Here is a 17,929-nt window from a genome sequence, read left to right on the forward strand (position 1 = left end):
AGGAAAATCACACCTCGAGCTTTTTGGTTTTGTGCTCCCTTGTTTTCATCCACTCCGTTAATCTCCTCACCGTTTCCCTATTTTCATGCGGCGGAAAATAATGATCGTATTGTGGAAAATACCAGCTTTCTACCTGTTTTCCTAACTCTCTTACTCTTTTTTCAAGTCGATATGCGTGTTCGACAGAAACATTTTCATCTTTTTCACCATGGATAATAAGTAATGGGGCTTCAAGCTTTTCAATTTCATACAAAGGCGTTCTCCACCTATAACGTTCCGGGTATTTTGTAGGTGTACCTCCAATTACCCGTTTCAGCATTCGTCTCAAATCATTTCGTTCTACATATGTAAGACTTAAATCACTTACGCCTCCCCATGAAACAATCGAACAAATTTGTGGTTGATGGATTGCCGTGAGTAGGGCCATCACACCTCCACGTGAAAAACCAAAGACATGTATTCGAGTTGGATTCACTTTTTCATGTACTTCCAACACTTTAACCGCAGAAAATGCGTCATATCGATCATGTCCTGCAAAATCCTCGTTTCCCTCTCCCCCTTGATTTCCACGATAAAAAGGTGCCATCACTACAAAACCCTCTGAGGCAAATTGAATAATCCGACCAATTCGAACCTTCCCTACATTTTTAATTCCGCCACGCAAATATAAAAATCCGTCATAAACCCCTTCTTCCTTTGGTTCAGCAAGATACCCTTTTATTTTCAATCCTTTACTCAAATATGTAATTAAATAAAGATTAATTTTAGGGCTAGGAGACGGAAATCTTTGCTTTTCGATAATTGTGCCATCCACCATTTTATCCATCCTCTCTACCACATTATTTTCGAAAAAAATTTTATAGACCCTCCTCAATAAAAACAAAAAATAGGCTATCACACATTTTTGTCACGTTTCATAATCTATCCTAGATAAGTCTATAGCAGATTTTATCACGTTTCATAATCTATCTTAGATAATACTTAAGCAGACAGAACATCTGTCAAGGAGGAATGAAGACATGCGTCGTTTTTTTGCTAGCCTTTTTGCATTACTGCTTATTATTCCATTAGCCGCTTGTAATAATGACCAGGTTCAAAAAATCCGAATTGCCGAGGTAACGCGTTCTGTGTTTTACGCACCTCAGTATGTAGCCATTTCAGAAGGATTTTTTGAAGAAGAAGGTCTAAAAATTGAATTAACAACCGTTCCAGGTGGCGATAAAACCATGACTGCGTTAATTTCTGGCGGTGCTGATGTTGCCTTAGTTGGTTCGGAAACATCTATTTATGTAGAAGCACAAGGCTCAACCGACCCTGTTATTAACTTTGCAGCTCTTACACAAACGGACGGTACGTTTTTAATGGCAAGAGAAAATATTGAAGACTTTAGCTGGGACCAAATTAAAGATAGTACATTCCTTGGTCAACGTAAAGGTGGAATGCCACAAATGGTTGGGGAATTTGTCTTAAAGAAGAATGATATTGACCCACATGGCGATTTAAATTTAATTCAAAACATTGACTTTGCAAACATTTCTAGCGCTTTTGCATCAGGTACAGGTGACTTTGTCCAATTATTTGAACCGACTGCTAGTTTGTTTGAAAAAGAAGGGCGTGGATATATTGTTGCTTCCTTCGGTGAAGAATCTGGGAAGGTGCCCTATACAACATTTATGACAAAGCAAAGCTTTATTGATGAGAATGGAGATGCTGTTGAAAAATTCACACGCGCAGTCTACAAAGCGCAGCAATGGGTAGATTCACATAGTCCAGAAGAAATTGCAAAATCCGTTCAAGAATTCTTTCCAGATACACCTATGGATTTAATCACATCCTCTATTGAACGTTATAAGAACCAAGGCTCTTATGCAACAAACCCTGTCCTATCAGAAGAAGCGTGGAATAATTTGCAGGACATCATGGATGAAGCAGGTGAATTACCAAAGAGAATTGATTATGACACACTTGTGAACACAAGTATTGCCGAAAAAGTCATCTCAAATTAGGAGTGTTACTATGAACTTTTTGTCAGTAAAAGATCTACACCATGTTTATTTTACAAAGGATTCTACAACGACTGCACTCGAAGACATTTCGCTCACAATCGAGGAAGGGGAGTTCATCTCCCTCCTCGGCCCAAGTGGGTGTGGTAAAACAACATTACTCTCCATAATCGCTGGATTATTAAAACCAACATTTGGGGAGGTTTTAATTGAAGGAAAGACGATTGAAAAGGCAAAGTCTGATATTGGATATATGCTACAGCAGGATTACTTGTTTCCATGGAAGACGATTGAGGAGAACATTCTTGTAGGGCTTCAAATTATGAATCAAGAAACAGATCAATCAAGAAAAAACACATTAGCACTACTTGAGGAAATTGGGTTGAAAGGGGTTGAAAAGTCGTATCCAAACCAGCTTTCAGGTGGAATGAGACAAAGAGCTGCTTTGGTTCGAACCTTGGCGACAAATCCAAAAATACTCCTACTTGATGAACCATTCTCCGCATTAGATTTTCAAACAAAGCTAAAATTAGAAGATCTCGTTTCTGATACCCTCAAGGAATATCGCAAAACAGCCGTCCTAGTCACACATGATATCGGAGAAGCCATTGCTATGAGTGACCGAATTTATCTCCTATCGAAGAGTCCAGGAAAAATTGCAAGAGTATTTGATATCCCAGAAAACTTACAAAATGAAACTCCATTTGATGCAAGACAGCACCCAGAGTATTCGAACATTTTTCAGCAAATATGGGAGGAGTTAGATAAACTTGAAACAAAATCTCAACATTAAAGAACTCCATAATCATTTCTTACAGAACATTCAAAAAGAGAAAAAAGTGGTTCGTTTTTATCAAGCCCTAATTTTTCTCGTCTTTTTCGGTATTTGGGAGATTGCGAGTCGATATCATTGGATTGACCCTTTAATCTTTAGTCGCCCATCTAAAATTTGGACGCTCTTTTTAGAGAAAATGAATGATGGAACATTGTTTAATAATCTTGCGGTGACATTGTTTGAAACCGTTCTTGGGTTTATTTTAGGAACCCTCTTAGGAGCTTTGATTGCGGCAATTTTATGGTGGTCTGAACGTCTATCAAACATTCTTGATCCATATTTAGTTGTTCTCAATGCCATGCCAAAGGTTGCACTTGGTCCGATCTTAATTGTGGCATTAGGAACAGGATATATTTCAATCATCGCAATGGGTGCAATTATATCCATCATCATCACCACGATTGTCGTCTATACCTCGTTTAAAGAAGTCGATTATAACTATATTAAAGTCTTGTTAACGTTTGGAGCAAATCGGAAACAAATATTCCGCAATGTCATACTTCCCTCGTCTTTCCCAGCAATTATCTCAACATTAAAGGTAAATGTTGGATTATCATGGGTTGGGGTCATCGTTGGGGAATTCCTTGTCTCAAAGCAGGGATTAGGCTATCTCATTATCTATGGATTCCAGGTGTTCAATTTCACATTGATCTTCCTAAGCTTATTATTAATCGCAATCTGTGCGACACTTATGTACCAAGGCGTCGAGTACCTTGAAAAAAAATTAATAAAAGACTCCAAATAAAAAGCTCTTCTAGTTGATTGCTAGAGAGCTTTCTTCGTTGTTATGTGTTTTTCTACATAGTCCAAGCTATGCGTGAGCACATCATCCTTCATGATAAAGCTATAGCGACGATCAGACTTAACCGTATCCAAAGGAATTTCCTTTAACAGAACAGGACCTTTCGTTTCAAAATAATCCTTCTTCTCAAGGAGCCTTTCAATTTCAGCAAAATATATATTTTTAATAATCGTTTTTCCTTTTCCAATAACCTTATATTGACCGATGTACGCAAGTTCTGAAACCACTGCTCCCGTCTCCTCCATTACCTCTCGTATAGCAGCAGCTTTCGGTGTTTCCCCCTCTTCTACCTTACCACCTGGAAATTCAAGCCCACGTTCCGAATGGTCAGTCAATAGCCAATGGCCATCATAACGACAGATTACCCAAACATGTTTAGGGTGAGTAGAAAAAGGATCTGGTGTAAACGATAAATTCACTTCATTATGATACATATCATGAAAAACAATCATTTTGTTTAGTCTCCATTATTGTTGGTTTTTTTGGCTGTTTTCGTAAACTTTTTTGTTATTGGATATTATTGTGCGAAGGGACATAGTAATTATAGGCCTTCATGTGATTTCAGTGGATGGTACGAGATCCTCGAAAATGCATGCATTTTCTTCGGGCGTTGTAGCTTCAAGGAAGCAAGCACAACGTCCTGAGGGAATGGCGAGCCAAGCGAGACCAATTAATGTTCGAAGCCTAAGAGCGCCACGTCCTATGGCAACGGCTTCGTGACCTACATCGTGTAGGCCTGAGGAGGCTCGCGGATCGCCGGTGGTAAGCAAGTACCATGAGCGGAAATCACCCTATGTTTTAAAAGCAACAATCTTTTAGTAATGAGCCTTTTTTATTATGATAACATAAAAACAAGCCGCTTCATGTAGAAGTGGCTTAATCAATTGTTCGTAAGATATCTAGGATCCCTTCTGATTCAATGAAGTTCCTGGCCTCCTGGTCTCCCAACTGATAGATGATTTGATAAACCTGTAGCATATTAGAGTCATATTTGTCATTGGAAGAATCATAATGATATTCAACAAAAGGCACATGTGCACGTAAAAAGTTTTCAACCTCATTCGAATAATTCGCATCAAACAGGTTTCTCAACTGACGAACTTCTTCGTCGGTTGCTTCAATTTTATACTCCCATGTAGAACCAGACTTCACTTGAGAAATTTCTCCACTTCCAACAGAGATATAATAGGTTTTCCTTGGCTGTTGTTCCAACATGTTCACTCCTAACAATGTCATTCCGTTATTTTAGCTTTTTCCTCTGGTATAAAAAATATGCACTTAGCCGAAAACTGTTTTATTGCCTATTTTCAATACATGAGTATCTTTTGTTAGGTTCCCCCATATACTAATTTCCAAGAAACCCTCTAAAAAACAGATAAAGGGGAAACACATATGAAAATCATTGATGAAATTTATGAAATGTATCGAAATAAATTAACAGGGGATGAAGAAGATGCAGACATCATCGCTTTCTCCGTACTTGAACAATTTGCCCGTGAAGATCTGATTGATCTTTTAAGTGATTTAACCGACCAAGAATTGCGTAATTTAGTCGGTTTTTATATGATTGAAAACCTAAAAGCGAAAATGGCCCGTGATGGAATCGGTCAGTCAAAAATGATGACGGTGGATGAACTGAGGAATATCCATTAGTTTGGGTCTATCAGCGATAATTGAATTCTATTAACGTTATTTTATTTCTATCGGCGTTATTTTGTTTCTATCAACATTAGCTCAAAACACCTTAAAAAAAGGATTGTCCGCTAACGAGCAATCCTTTAAATTAATCAGTATTAAAGTTTACTAACAATTTGTAAAGCTTTTTCAATTGACTCTCGATCCACATCGTAATGTGTCGTGAATCGTACGAGTTTAGGTCCAAATGTTGAAACTAAAACGCCATGATCTTTTAGTAATGCAGCAAACTGACTTGAGGTTAATCCTCTTTCACTTACTTCTACTAAGATAATATTTGTATCAACCTGGTTAACAACGTTCAAGCCGCTCATATTGCCGAGTCCTTGCGCTAAAAACGAAGCATTCTCATGATCGATTGCAAGACGTTCAACCATTGTCCGGAGTGCAACGAGTCCTGGTGCTGCAATAATTCCAACCTGTCTTAACCCACCACCGAGGCGTTTCCTCCATTTTCTTGCTTGGTTTATAAACTCCTCACTACCAGCAATGATCGAGCCAACTGGAGCACCTAGTCCTTTTGACAAACAAAATTGCACAGAATCTGTATATTGAGCAATATCCTTTACAGGACAACCTAGTGCCACCGCTGCATTGAATAAGCGTGCACCGTCCAAATGAACAGGAATATGATTTGCCGATGCAACTTTATAAATGGCGTCCATATTACCAAGTGGGATGACTGCCCCACCCGCGCGGTTATGAGTATTTTCAATACAAATCAACCCCGTTTCAGGGTTATGCACATCCTCTACTTGAATAGCTGCCTCGACTTCCACTGGGTCCATGGCTCCTCTATTTCCTTTAATCGTACGGGGTTGTACCCCAGCAAATGCAGAAATGGCAGCCCCTTCGTAATTAAAAATATGGGATTCCTGCTCGACGATAATTTCATTTCCTCTTCTAGTGTGAGTTAGCACCGCAATTTGATTTCCTTGGGTCCCGCTTGTTACAAACATAGCAGCCTCTTTCCCAAGCATTTCAGCAGCTGTGTGCTCAAGCTCCTTTACTGTTGGATCTTCTTGATAAACATCATCACCAACCTCAGCTTCGTACGCTGCTTTTCTCATTTCGGCTGTTGGTTTTGTAACGGTATCACTTCGTAAATCGATCATACTTTCTCCTCCCCTTTATATTTAAAAATAATATAAAACCCTTCTTTCGACAAGAAAGAAGGGCATGTTCTTTTTTATTTTCCTAGGAAGGATTGAAGCATCCAAATATGCTTTTCAAGAGCTTGGTGAATCGCAAGCAGCATATCACCAGTTGTTTCATCATCTACATCTGCAGCTACCTTCATGCCTTCTTTTAACTCCCCGGTTAGAATGGAAAAATCATTTGAAATGTTTGCAACCATTTCTTCCGCATTTTCATTTCCGTTTGCTTCCTGGATAGAAGATATTTCAAGGATTTCTTTCATGGTCGCTACAGGTTGACCACTAATTGCAAGAAGTCGTTCTGCTAATTCGTCTATGTGAACAGCAGCCTCATTATACAACTCTTCAAATTTTACATGTAACGTAAAGAATTGAGGTCCCTTTACATACCAATGGTAATTATGTAGCTTCGTGTAAAGTACACTCCAGTTTGCAACTTGCTTATTTACGATTTCGATTAATTGTGTTGACATTAAAAATCTCCTCCTTATTTGTTAACATACCCCCTTTATAACACGGTGAAACATAAATTCTTCGATTGTTTTTTAATAAATTTCATACTTTACTTACTTTAAAATGAATATCAATACCTTCATCCTCCGTACCATGTTAAAATGAAAGGAGAAAAAAAGAGGGGGTTGCTATGTGACATGCTTACAGTAATAATTGTTTCAATCATTATTGTGTTTGTAGTCTTATTTTTAGCTGTTAGTACAACATCAAAAGCATATCAGTACAAGCATACAGTCGATGAATTAGAAGAAAATCCACATTTAAATCATCTTGAAAATGAGGAGAATTCAGATGGAAAATAAAATCCTTCAAGACTTAGCTAATGATTGGTTAATTGAGGCTACAATTGATTCCATTCAAGAAAAATATGAAAAAGAAGAGCTTACTGCCAAACAATTGGTACTCATGTATTTACATAGAATTTCAAGCTATGATTCAAAGTTAAAGTCAATTATTGAGATTAATCCCGATGCCCTTCAAATCGCAATGATGTTGGATGCTGAACGAAAAGAAATCGGTCCCCGAGGCCCGCTTCATGGTATTCCTGTTTTACTTAAAGATAATTTAGATACGTATGATAAGATGCACACATCAGCCGGCTCACTTGCCTTAGCAGAATCATATGCTCCTGAAGATTCATATGTTGCTTATCTTTTAAGAGAAGCTGGTGCGATTATATTAGGCAAAACGAATATGACGGAATGGGCAAATTTCATGACAGAAGGAATGCCTAGTGGCTATAGTTCACGCGGTGGTCAAACATTAAACCCCTATGGACCAGGTACATTTGATGTTGGTGGTTCTAGCGCAGGTTCAGGTTCAGCCATTGCTGCAAATTTTGCAGTCGTGGCAGTTGGTACAGAAACATCAGGCTCAATTTTAAGTCCATCTAGTCAAAACTCACTTGTGGGTATTAAGCCTACAGTGGGATTAGTAAGTCGTGCAGGGATTATTCCAATTGCCCATACGCAGGATACGGCAGGTCCAATGGCTCGTTCAGTGAAAGATGCTGCTTACCTTTTATCTGTCATTGCTGAAGTAGACGACCGTGACCCAATTACTTATACAAGTAGAGTGCTGCCTTCTACTAATTTCACAGAATATTTAGATGCCGATGGTTTAAAAGGTGCACGGATTGGTATCGCAAGAGAGGTATATTTTGACTACCTTAGCGAAGAAAAACGGACAGTTATGGATAAAGCCGTTAAGAAGCTTGAAGAACTAGGGGCAACTGTCGTAGATGATGTAAAAATTCCATCTAGCAAGAATAAGTGGAGCTACGATGTGTTAACTTATGAATTTAAGGTTGACCTTAACGCCTATTTACGCCGATTAGACCCATCCATAAAAGTCCGAAATTTAGCAGACCTTATCAAATATAATAAGGAAAATGAAGAAAAAATGCTAAAATACGGTCAAATTATTCTAGAAGAGGCAGAAAAGACGAGTGGAACATTGAGTGAAAAAGAGTATCTTGAGGCACTTGAAAATGATCATTTTCATTCGACGGACAATGGAATTGATTATGTATTAAAAGAGCATCAATTGGATGCAATCGTATTTCCTAATAATGTTGGAGCTGGAATTCCAGCTAAAGCCGGTTATCCTTCAATTACAGTTCCTGCTGGATATACACCTGAAGGCGAACCTGTCGGAATTACGTTTACCGGAACTGCATTTTCAGAATCCTTATTGATAAAATTAGCCTATTCCTTTGAGCAAGGAACGAAATATCGTATTCCACCTAAACTATAAAACCTCAGCCACTATGGCTGAGGTTTTTTTTTATTATCCGAATACTTTATGAAGGTCTTCTTTTGATTGTGATAACCAAAAACGCATAAGGCGCTTTGCACCTTCTAAGTCATGAAGCTTCGCTTGCCCACATTGAGTTTCATTTGCGGCTGGAATTTCTGTAATTTCTAAAGCACTTTGCATGGTTGCTTCAAGTAAATCAATGATTTCAGAAACAGTAGGCTCTCCACTAACCACTAAGTAATAGCCTGTTTGGCAACCCATTGGAGAAATATCAATAATATCAAAATGGTCATATTTCTCACAATGCTCACGAAGATTAAAAGCTAATAAATGCTCAAGTGTATGAATAACGTCTGGCTTCATTGCTTGTTTGTTTGGCTGACAAAAACGAATATCAAATTTATTTACTACTCCATCTGTCCCAACTTTATGGACACCACAGTGTCTTACATATGGTGCTTTTACAGCATTATGATCTAGTTCAAAGCTTTCTACTGATGGCATTCTCTTCCACTCCCTCATTCTTCTTTATATCTATCATAACGCTAATTCCGATTTTTTTCATCTGTTTAATTAGAATTAGACGTATAAGATGCTTTAATCCATTACATATAGTATAGTATAAATACTAAAAAACGATAAGGGAAGTAGAAAAAATTGCTTCAAGCGTTATTTATAGGAATCATTCGTTTCTATCAAAAATTTATATCTCCATTAAAACCCCCGACCTGTCGTTTTTATCCGACATGTTCGCAATATGGACTTGAAGCAATCAAACGCTTCGGTGCAATTAAAGGTGGCTGGTTAACCATAAAACGATTGTTAAAATGTCATCCCCTTCACCCTGGTGGAATTGATTTTGTTCCAGAAAAAAAGGAAGGTAAGCATCACCATTGATGCTTACCTTTCTTCCTTTATTTAACATTTGTTGCTTTTTCAAGATGTTCGTGGATTTGTCCCTTTTCAATATGTACTTGAATATTGTAATCCCCAGTTTCAGCAAAAGTATAATTGGACTGATAAACGCCCTCTTTTATTTCGTTGGCATCTATAAAATCATGCTTTTCAGCACCTGTCTTCCAAACTTCAAATCGAACCCTTGCTTCAGTCAATGGAGTTCCTGATTGTTCAAAAGATACTTCCAATGTAGATGCTTCCCCTTTGGAATACTCAGCTTCTAACGGAAAATCGATTGTAACATCGCCACTTCCGTGATGACTCTCACCTGCATGATGATCACTGTTTTCTTTTGCTTCATCCGTCGGCTCATCGCTAACTTCTGGATTGCCGATAACGACTTCGACCTTTGGCATTGTATGCATGCTCCTAGCTGTTACGTGTGCAGTGACAAAATAAACACCATCCGCATCGAACGTTTTAACAGCCGTATATTCTCCACCAGAAGTATGCTCCCCATCTAAAAATTCGCTTTCTTCACTGCCCTTTTGAACAATTTCGAATCGAACTTCATCCGCATCCTCCACTTTATCATCTCCCTGTGTTACAAATGCATGGAGGGTAACTTCATCGCCTGGGTTAATTTTTTCAGGATCAATTTTTACATCAACTTCAATAGGAGTTAATTCTTCCGTATTCGTATTTCCCGTTTCCGTTTCATTATTACATGCTGCAAGCGTTATAATTGCAGCTATAAGAAGAAAAAGGAACCATTTTCTCATAACCTTCACCTCAACTACATGGTACAACAAAAGTCCATTTATTCCTGTGTCTTTTTTATGACAATCTATTACTCATTTTAACCAATAATAGCATTTGTTTAACATGCATAATCCAAAAAGAGGTCAATTACTTGACCTCTTACTTATATCCATTAATAACTACATCCAATTTACCTGTCTCAGGGTTAATAACGAGACCGTGAACAGGAACTTCTTTTGGAAGAAGTGGATGATTTTCAACCATTTCAACACTGTGACGGACACTTTCCTCTACACTGCTGAAACCTTGAAACCATTCTTCCAGATCAATTCCTGAATACTTTAATGTATCAATTCTTGTTTGAGTAACGCCTCGATCTTTAATTTTATGTAAAATCGAATCAGCATCGAGTGCACTCATACCGCAATCATGGTGGCCAACGATGCAAATTTCGTCTGCATTTAAATCATAAACCGCAACTAAAATACTTCTCATTACACTTCCGAATGGATGTGAAACAACCGCACCAGCAACCTTTAAGATTTTCACATCTCCATTTTTCATATTCATTGCTTTTGGTAATAGCTCAATAAGTCGAGTATCCATACATGTTACGATAACCATTCTTTTATTTGGAAGCTTAGTGGTCTGGTATTTTTCATATTCCTTTGATTCAACAAATGATTTGTTGAACTCTAATATACTATCCAATTGAGACATTTAATCACCTTTTTCTTTTATTTCATTTTATTTTATCAAAAACCAGTCTGTATTAATAACTTTTTATGCAATTGTTCAATTAATTTCTAAACAGTCAGAGATACTAAAAAAAGACATTGTTACTCTAAAAAAGTTTCTAGTTCTCAAATCGTAATAATTACGATATAATATGAAAGGACTTAATACAGAGACCTTTTGGTACTTGAGAGGAGACAATATATGAAAAAAACAAGCGGATACTTTGTGCTCCTTTTGTTAATTAGCATACTTTCGGCTTGCGGAGCAGATCAAACAAATAAAGAAAGTAAACTTACGGTTTATACTACTGTATTCCCTTTAACAGATTTCACACAAAAAATTGGTGGTGAAGATGTTTTAGTGAAAAGCGTATACCCACCAGGATCAGATGCTCATTCATTTGAGCCAACTCCAAGAGATATGACGGATATTGCAGGTGCAGATGCATTTATATATACAGGTGTTGGTGTGGAGGGCTTTGTTGAAACTGCCCAAAAAACACTGAAAAACGAAAAAGTTGTATTATTTGAAGCGGGGACTGGGATTGAGTTTTTACACACAGAGGACGATGACCATCACGATGACGAGCACAATCATGGTGATATCGACCCACATATTTGGTTAGATCCTATTTATTCCATTCAAATTGCCGATAATATAAAAAGTGCATTATCCGAAATTAATCCCTCGGATAAAGATTTGTACGAACGAAATTTTAAAGAATTAAAGGAACAATTAGAAGCATTAAACACAGATTTCACGGAAGTTACAAATGCCGCTAAACAAAAAGAAATTTTAGTAGCCCATTCTGCCTATGGCTATTGGGAAGTACGCTATGGGATCAAGCAAATTAGTATCACAGGGTACTCACCAACGAATGAACCATCACAAAAAGAACTCAAAAATATTATTGATGTCGTGAAGGAGCACAATCTTAAATATATTCTTTTCGAACGAAATATATCATCAAAGATTGCAGAAACGGTTCAAAAAGAAACAGGTACAGAAAGCTTAACCCTTCACAATTTAGAATCCCTAACGGAACAAGAAATTGAAAGCAACGAAGATTATTTTAGCTTAATGAGGCAAAATCTTGAAACATTAAAAAAAGCACTAAATTAACTACCTCCCTTGGGATATGTTGCTTGTTATCCACTCTCTTGACATGGAGAAAATAAAGGATGCTAGACCATATTCCAATGAAAGAGGTGTAGTAAATTGGCACAAGACGTATTATGTGAAGTGAAAAATTGTCATTATTGGGCAAATGGTAATAAATGTAGTGCCGATGCGATATATGTTGTAAGTCACACAGGTAAAACTGCATCAGAACAAACCGAAACAGACTGTAAAACGTTCGTTCCTGAAGGGTAAATGATAAAGACTACTTAAAGGCAGCTGATTACTCAGCTGTCTTTTTTTATATCACTGAAGTTAAAGTTCGCATATCCTTATGAACATGTCGAATTTTTTGAAATAAAATAATTGACAAAATAAAAAATTGAACATATGATACTTTTAAAAGTTGCACAAAGGAAACATTTATTCATGCAGACAAAAAAACAATTAAAAAATATCAGCTTGAGAGGAGAATAAGCGATGTATGAGAATTTATTACTCGCTTTTGGCTTAACCTTATTTGCCGGTCTAGCAACCGGTATCGGTAGTTTAATATCCCTGTTTACATCAAGAACAAATACAAAATTTCTATCCCTGACACTCGGTTTCTCAGCAGGTGTGATGATTTATGTGTCAATGATTGAAATCTTTTTCAAAGCAAAAGTTGCCTTAACCTCTGAATTAGGTGATCAATTGGGAAATTGGATGACAGTGATCGGCTTCTTTGGGGGAATGCTCTTAATTGCGGTAATTGACAAATTTGTGCCAGCAAGTAGCAATCCCCATGAGGTCAAAAAAGTGGAGGATATGAATCTCTCCTCATCAGAAGTCGAAGAAGCAGCATTATTAAAAATGGGAACTTTCACCGCACTTGCAATCGGAATTCACAATTTTCCTGAAGGCATAGCCACCTTTACCTCTGCCCTCCAAGACCCGGGGCTTGGAATCGCCATTGCAGTGGCTGTAGCGATTCATAATATACCAGAAGGCATTGCTGTTGCCGTTCCAGTCTATTTTGCCACAGGTGATAAAAAAAGAGCCTTTAAGCTCTCTTTCCTTTCCGGTTTAGCAGAACCTATTGGCGCAATCGTAGCGTTCTTAATATTAATGCCATTTTTAAATGATGTGATGTTCGGAATGATTTTTGCCGCTGTGGCAGGAATTATGGTGTTTATTTCACTGGATGAATTACTTCCAGCATCAAAACGATATGACAGTGGACACTTATCCATTTACGGTTTAATTGCAGGCATGGCTGTAATGGCCTTAAGTTTACTATTATTTATCTAATAATTGAAAATGTGCATTGCCGAATCCACTCTATAATTCCAATACTAATTTTTGTTTGGTTATTTGATGAACCCACTCTTGGTCAACTTGATATCCAATTCCAGGACTATGTGGAACGGCAATGCAACCATCCTCAACCATCACTTCCGGCATAATGACATCCTTATTCCAATATCTTGAGGATGCTGATATATCTCCAGGAATCGTAAAATTCGGAAGGCTTGCTAAGGCAATATTATGGGCTCTCGAAATGCCGGTTTCAAGCATTCCTCCACACCACACAGGGATATGATTTGTTTTACAAATATCATGAATCCTTTTAGCCTCAGTGATTCCACCTACACGCCCGATTTTAATATTGATTACCTGACAGCTCCCCATTTCAATTGCCTTTCTTGCATCATCAGCTGACGTAATACTTTCATCTAAACAAATCGGTGTTGAAAGTTCTTTCTGCAACTTTGCATGGTCAAAAATATCGTCTTCTGCTAGTGGCTGTTCAATCATCATTAAGCTAAACTCATCTAAGGCCTGAAGCTGATCAATATCCTTTAATGTGTAAGCAGAATTAGCATCCACCATTAATGGCAAGGCTGGAAACTCATATCTAATTCGTTTGAGTAAATCATAATCCTGTCCTGGCTTGATTTTTATTTTGATTCGCTTATAGCCCGATTTCACATGCTCCTCCATTTTATCCAATACTCGGTCAATGGAATTAATACTCACGACTACTCCTGAATCAATAAAGTCTTTCGTCCCACCCAACGCCTTAGAAAGTGAGATTCCTTGCTTTTTTGAAAATAAATCCCATATCGCCATATCAAGACTAGCCTTAGCCATATTGTTACGTTTAACAAATTGAAAGCTATTGTGTAGCTGTTCTGGGTGTCCATACTCTTCTTTTAACATTTTTGGCACTAAAAAATCTTCAAGCATATGCCAGCATGTTTTTATCGTCTCTTCGGTATACCATGGGGACGAAAAAGCAACAACTTCTCCCCACCCTACAGCACCATCAACATCCTCTACTTCAACAAGAATACTCTCCCTTTTGTCAACCTTTCCCATGCTTGTTACAAATGGGGAAAGTAGGTTTTGTTCAATGAGATGAAGCGTAGCTTTCTTTACCTTAATCATTGTTTTCATCCTTTAATAACTCCATTAATTTTCGGCGCAAGAGCTTATTCGAAGCATTTCGTGGAAGGCGGTCGACGAAATAGATTGATTTTGGAACCTTGAAACGTGCTAGCTTTTTATAACAAAAGGCAATAATCTCTGCTTCGGTTATATGTCTTCCTTCCTCTTTTTTAACAAAAGCAACTGGCACCTGGCCCCACTTTTCATCTTCAACCCCTGTGACTCCTGCTTCCAAAATGTTTGGATGTGCCAATAAAACGGCTTCAAGTTCAGCTGGATATATATTTTCTCCTCCCGAGATGATTAAATCGGAACGGCGATCCATCACAAAGAGAAAGCCTTCCTCATCCAAATATCCGATATCACCTGTATAGAGCCATCCATCAACAATCGATGTTTTCGTTGCATCCATTCGATTTAAATAGCCTTTCGTTACATTTGGTCCTTTTACGACAATTTCGCCAACTTCATTTGGTTTTGCAGTTTTTCCCTCTTTTTCAATTTTGATTTGTACCGGAAAGAGTGGTTTTCCAGCAGATCCAAGTTTTGAAATACTGTACTCAGGAGCTAGTGTAACAACTTGTGAAGCCGTTTCAGTCATCCCATAGGTTTGGAAAACAGGGATATTATGTGCCATACAATTTTCTAATAAAGGTTTTGGCGCAGGTCCTCCTCCAAGAAGCATACATCTAAAACTGACTGGATACTGTTCATCTCCCAATTCAGCAAGCATTCGTGAAAGCATAACACTTACACTAGACATGATGGTAACACCTTGATTCATGATCGCAGCATTCGCCTTTTTGGGATCAAAGCCTTCGTGAATGACAGCAGGAATTCCATAAATCACACTTCTGTACAAAATCGATAATCCACTAATATGAAACATTGGAACAGCTAGCAACCAGCAATCATCCTGGTGCAACCCAAGATTCAAACTAGACCCCACTGCACTCCACCAATGATTTCCGTATGTATGGATTACTCCTTTTGGTCGTCCCGTCGTTCCTGATGTATACATAATGGTATCCGCTTGATCCAACGAAAAGTATTCCTGGATATGACATTCATTTTCGGGGAGCTGTTGTAGTTCCTTAACCAGAACTTTTTTGATATCAATTTCATTTACTTTTTCAATTAAATCATCTTCTGTTAGTAGCATTTTCGTGCCAGAGTCGCTTAATTGAAATTCTAACTCATTACTCGTTAGCTTAATGTTTAAGAGAACCGTTATCGCACCAATATATTTTATTGCGTGAATAACCTCGACCATCTCCACACTATTCTTCATAAGGACAGAAACAACATCTCCCTTTTGAATACCTGCAAATGTTAATTGGTTTGCTTTCCTTACAACATTTTTATGTAAAGTTGAAAATGAAACTTCTTCATATTCAGTTTTAATAGCAATCCGATCGGGAGTTAAAAATGCACGTTGCTTAAGCCAATTTGGTATTTCTGTTGAATTCATCTTTGTTAAATCTCCTAGCGTAAATAAAATGCAAAAACAGCTTGATGAAGTTTTCATCAAGCTGAAATTGAAATATTAAGGGAAACGCGGGAATTGCTTAAAGTCTGGCTTGCGCTTTTCTTTAAACGCGTCACGGCCTTCCTTCGCTTCATCTGTTGTGTAATACAGAAGTGTAGCATCGCCAGCCATTTGTTGAAGACCAGCTAAGCCATCTGTATCAGCATTCATTGCTGCTTTCAAGAAACGAAGTGCTGTTGGACTCTTTTCAAGAATTTCTTCACACCACTTAATTGTTTCTTCTTCAAGCTGTTCTAAAGGAACAACTGTATTAACAAGCCCCATATCTAATGCTTCTTGAGCATTATATTGACGACATAGGAACCAGATTTCACGTGCCTTTTTATGACCAATGATGCGTGCTAGATATCCTGAACCATAACCTGCATCAAAGCTTCCAACCTTTGGTCCTGTTTGTCCAAAAATGGCATTATCTGCAGCAATTGTTAAGTCACAAACCACATGTAACACATGTCCTCCACCAATTGCATAGCCTGATACCATTGCGATAACTGGCTTTGGAATAACACGGATTAGTCGTTGCAAATCAAGAACATTTAATCGTGGAATTTGGTCATCTCCAACATACCCACCATGTCCTCTTACCTTTTGGTCTCCACCAGAACAGAATGCTTCATCTCCTGCACCGGCAAGAACGATTACACCAATGTTTGAATCATCTCTTGCATAGGCAAAAGCATCAATCATTTCTGCCACTGTTTTCGGAGTAAATGCATTCCTAACATGTGGACGGTTAATGGTGATTTTTGCAATGCCATTGTATGTTTCATATAAGATTTCATCATACTTACGTTCTGCAACCCATTCAACTGTAGCCATTAGCTTGTCCTCCTTCTATGTATGTATATTTGATCATAAAGAAAAATGATCAGAAACAAACTCAATTATTATTTTACCAAAAAAATACGGTTGTTCCACATGAATTGCATGTCCCGCTCCTACTATTTTTTCCACTCTTGCATTTTGAATGCTTAAGCTCATCTCTTCAGCAATCGCGCAAAACTTTTGATCAAGTTCTCCACAAAGCAATAATGTTGGGCATTTTATCATAGTCAAACGATCCCAGTATGAGGGTTGTGCACCTGTCCCCATTCCTCTCAAGCTGTTTGCTAGCCCGACAGGATAGTTTTCTAGACGTTGTTTACGAATTTCTAGTTGTTTCTCCTTTGATAGTGCTTTTTGCGTAGAAAAGAGCGGAATGTTCTCCCAGTAGTCAACAAACTTAACAATTCCCTCTTGTTCTATGCGAATCGCTAACTGCTCATCCGACTTTCTTCGGGCAGCTCTTTCTTCAATTGTTTTTAACCCTGGTGAACTACTCTCTAAAATAAGGCTGGCAACTCTGGTTGGATAAAGAATGGCAGTCGCTAAAGCCAATCTTCCTCCCATTGAATAACCAGCAATATGTGCGATTGGGATCTTCAATACATCTAATATATGAATGATGTCATGAGCGACTTTTTCAATTTGATATCTTGTAAAATCACGTGGAGAATCTGTTTTACCATGTCCAATAATATCGATTAGAACACATTGAAATTGTTGTTTCAGGATGTCAATTGGTTGAGTCCAAGTTGTCATACTGCCTGTAAAACCATGAAGTAATACAATCGGCACACCCTCACCCATTACTTTCACATGATAGGTAGATCCATTTGAAGAAATATACAT

22 protein-coding genes are annotated in these 17,929 nt (G+C 37.9%); 10 read left to right on the top strand and 12 right to left on the bottom strand.

Features of this window, described 5'->3' with window-relative positions; translation table 11 throughout:
• Nucleotides 1-7: 7 nt before the first annotated feature.
• Nucleotides 8-814, bottom strand: a complete 807-nt coding sequence (locus DZB84_RS08520; RefSeq protein ID WP_116351879.1) for an alpha/beta hydrolase family protein — start codon at nucleotides 812-814, stop codon at nucleotides 8-10.
• Between the two features lie 205 nt (nucleotides 815-1,019).
• Between DZB84_RS08520 and DZB84_RS08525 the strand changes: the two genes are divergently transcribed.
• Genes DZB84_RS08525 through DZB84_RS08535 form a run of 3 tightly spaced genes read left to right on the top strand, consistent with a single transcriptional unit; the run spans nucleotide 1,020 to nucleotide 3,583 of the window.
• Complete coding sequence (locus DZB84_RS08525; protein ID WP_116351837.1) at nucleotides 1,020-2,006, top strand: ABC transporter substrate-binding protein; 987 nt, start codon at nucleotides 1,020-1,022, stop codon at nucleotides 2,004-2,006.
• 10 nt (nucleotides 2,007-2,016) lie between these two features.
• Nucleotides 2,017-2,796: an ABC transporter ATP-binding protein gene (locus DZB84_RS08530; RefSeq protein WP_116351838.1), complete on the top strand. Its 780-nt coding sequence runs from the start codon at nucleotides 2,017-2,019 to the stop codon at nucleotides 2,794-2,796.
• The gene (locus DZB84_RS08535; RefSeq protein ID WP_116351839.1) at nucleotides 2,774-3,583 is read left to right on the top strand and encodes an ABC transporter permease; all 810 of its coding nucleotides are present in this window, start codon (nucleotides 2,774-2,776) and stop codon (nucleotides 3,581-3,583) included. The genes DZB84_RS08530 and DZB84_RS08535 overlap by 23 nt, the downstream gene beginning before the upstream one ends.
• 20 nt (nucleotides 3,584-3,603) lie before the next feature.
• Here DZB84_RS08535 and ytkD read toward each other — a convergent pair whose 3' ends face one another.
• Together ytkD and DZB84_RS08545 are read right to left on the bottom strand one after the other, a co-directional pair.
• Nucleotides 3,604-4,092 (bottom strand): RNA deprotection pyrophosphohydrolase, encoded by a 489-nt coding sequence (ytkD, locus tag DZB84_RS08540; protein WP_116351840.1) that lies wholly within the window; start codon nucleotides 4,090-4,092, stop codon nucleotides 3,604-3,606.
• A gap of 424 nt (nucleotides 4,093-4,516) precedes the next feature.
• The gene (locus DZB84_RS08545; protein WP_116351841.1) at nucleotides 4,517-4,855 is read right to left on the bottom strand and encodes a hydrolase; all 339 of its coding nucleotides are present in this window, start codon (nucleotides 4,853-4,855) and stop codon (nucleotides 4,517-4,519) included.
• Nucleotides 4,856-5,032: 177 nt separating this feature from the next.
• Between DZB84_RS08545 and DZB84_RS08550 the strand changes: the two genes are divergently transcribed.
• A complete protein-coding gene (locus DZB84_RS08550) occupies nucleotides 5,033-5,293 on the top strand; it encodes a DUF6154 family protein (protein WP_116351842.1) in 261 nt (86 codons plus the stop codon).
• Between the two features lie 140 nt (nucleotides 5,294-5,433).
• Here the strand turns inward: DZB84_RS08550 and ltaE are convergent, their stop codons facing one another.
• Together ltaE and DZB84_RS08560 are read right to left on the bottom strand one after the other, a co-directional pair.
• On the bottom strand, nucleotides 5,434-6,450 hold the full coding sequence (gene ltaE, locus DZB84_RS08555; protein ID WP_116351843.1) for a low-specificity L-threonine aldolase: 1,017 nt from the start codon (nucleotides 6,448-6,450) through the stop codon (nucleotides 5,434-5,436).
• A gap of 74 nt (nucleotides 6,451-6,524) precedes the next feature.
• The gene (locus DZB84_RS08560) at nucleotides 6,525-6,965 is read right to left on the bottom strand and encodes a Dps family protein (protein WP_116351844.1); all 441 of its coding nucleotides are present in this window, start codon (nucleotides 6,963-6,965) and stop codon (nucleotides 6,525-6,527) included.
• A 177-nt stretch (nucleotides 6,966-7,142) separates the two neighbouring features.
• On the opposite strand from DZB84_RS08560, the gene ytzI reads away from it, so the two are divergent.
• Nucleotides 7,143-7,307, top strand: coding sequence for a YtzI protein (gene ytzI, locus DZB84_RS08565; RefSeq protein ID WP_116351845.1), 165 nt, complete (start codon nucleotides 7,143-7,145; stop codon nucleotides 7,305-7,307).
• Nucleotides 7,297-8,760 (top strand): amidase family protein, encoded by a 1,464-nt coding sequence (locus DZB84_RS08570; RefSeq protein WP_116351846.1) that lies wholly within the window; start codon nucleotides 7,297-7,299, stop codon nucleotides 8,758-8,760. The genes ytzI and DZB84_RS08570 overlap by 11 nt, the downstream gene beginning before the upstream one ends.
• Nucleotides 8,761-8,793: 33 nt before the next feature.
• Here the strand turns inward: DZB84_RS08570 and DZB84_RS08575 are convergent, their stop codons facing one another.
• Nucleotides 8,794-9,267, bottom strand: a complete 474-nt coding sequence (locus DZB84_RS08575; protein WP_116351847.1) for an S-ribosylhomocysteine lyase — start codon at nucleotides 9,265-9,267, stop codon at nucleotides 8,794-8,796.
• Between the two features lie 153 nt (nucleotides 9,268-9,420).
• Here DZB84_RS08575 and yidD point away from each other — a divergent pair, with 153 nt between their 5' ends.
• Nucleotides 9,421-9,660, top strand: coding sequence for a membrane protein insertion efficiency factor YidD (gene yidD, locus DZB84_RS08580; RefSeq protein ID WP_116351848.1), 240 nt, complete (start codon nucleotides 9,421-9,423; stop codon nucleotides 9,658-9,660).
• 17 nt (nucleotides 9,661-9,677) lie between these two features.
• Here the strand turns inward: yidD and DZB84_RS08585 are convergent, their stop codons facing one another.
• Both DZB84_RS08585 and DZB84_RS08590 read right to left on the bottom strand, forming a co-directional pair.
• On the bottom strand, nucleotides 9,678-10,442 hold the full coding sequence (locus DZB84_RS08585) for a FixH family protein (RefSeq protein WP_116351849.1): 765 nt from the start codon (nucleotides 10,440-10,442) through the stop codon (nucleotides 9,678-9,680).
• A 139-nt stretch (nucleotides 10,443-10,581) separates the two neighbouring features.
• On the bottom strand, nucleotides 10,582-11,142 hold the full coding sequence (locus tag DZB84_RS08590; protein WP_116351850.1) for a beta-class carbonic anhydrase: 561 nt from the start codon (nucleotides 11,140-11,142) through the stop codon (nucleotides 10,582-10,584).
• Nucleotides 11,143-11,361: 219 nt separating this feature from the next.
• On the opposite strand from DZB84_RS08590, the gene DZB84_RS08595 reads away from it, so the two are divergent.
• The 3 genes from DZB84_RS08595 (at nucleotide 11,362) to zupT (ending at nucleotide 13,569) form a co-directional block, all read left to right on the top strand.
• On the top strand, nucleotides 11,362-12,282 hold the full coding sequence (locus DZB84_RS08595) for a metal ABC transporter substrate-binding protein (protein WP_116351851.1): 921 nt from the start codon (nucleotides 11,362-11,364) through the stop codon (nucleotides 12,280-12,282).
• 96 nt (nucleotides 12,283-12,378) lie between these two features.
• Complete coding sequence (locus DZB84_RS08600; RefSeq protein ID WP_116351852.1) at nucleotides 12,379-12,534, top strand: DUF1540 domain-containing protein; 156 nt, start codon at nucleotides 12,379-12,381, stop codon at nucleotides 12,532-12,534.
• 225 nt (nucleotides 12,535-12,759) lie between these two features.
• A complete protein-coding gene (zupT, locus tag DZB84_RS08605) occupies nucleotides 12,760-13,569 on the top strand; it encodes a zinc transporter ZupT (RefSeq protein WP_116351853.1) in 810 nt (269 codons plus the stop codon).
• A 30-nt stretch (nucleotides 13,570-13,599) separates the two neighbouring features.
• Here the strand turns inward: zupT and menC are convergent, their stop codons facing one another.
• From menC to menH, 4 genes are all read right to left on the bottom strand, one after another.
• Entirely contained in the window at nucleotides 13,600-14,706 is a 1,107-nt protein-coding gene (gene menC, locus DZB84_RS08610; protein WP_116351880.1) for an o-succinylbenzoate synthase, read from the bottom strand.
• On the bottom strand, nucleotides 14,702-16,180 hold the full coding sequence (locus tag DZB84_RS08615; RefSeq protein WP_116351854.1) for an o-succinylbenzoate--CoA ligase: 1,479 nt from the start codon (nucleotides 16,178-16,180) through the stop codon (nucleotides 14,702-14,704). Before DZB84_RS08615 ends, menC begins: the two co-directional genes overlap by 5 nt.
• Before the next feature lie 75 nt (nucleotides 16,181-16,255).
• A complete protein-coding gene (gene menB / locus DZB84_RS08620) occupies nucleotides 16,256-17,077 on the bottom strand; it encodes a 1,4-dihydroxy-2-naphthoyl-CoA synthase (RefSeq protein ID WP_116351855.1) in 822 nt (273 codons plus the stop codon).
• Nucleotides 17,078-17,110: 33 nt separating this feature from the next.
• Nucleotides 17,111-17,929 carry a 2-succinyl-6-hydroxy-2,4-cyclohexadiene-1-carboxylate synthase gene (gene menH, locus DZB84_RS08625; RefSeq protein WP_116351856.1) on the bottom strand — a complete coding sequence of 273 codons (819 nt, stop codon included), beginning with the start codon at nucleotides 17,927-17,929 and terminating at the stop codon, nucleotides 17,111-17,113.

The sequence above is a fragment of the Bacillus sp. HNG genome (genome assembly GCF_003400205.1).
GTDB lineage: Bacteria > Bacillota > Bacilli > Bacillales > Bacillaceae_L > Ferdinandcohnia.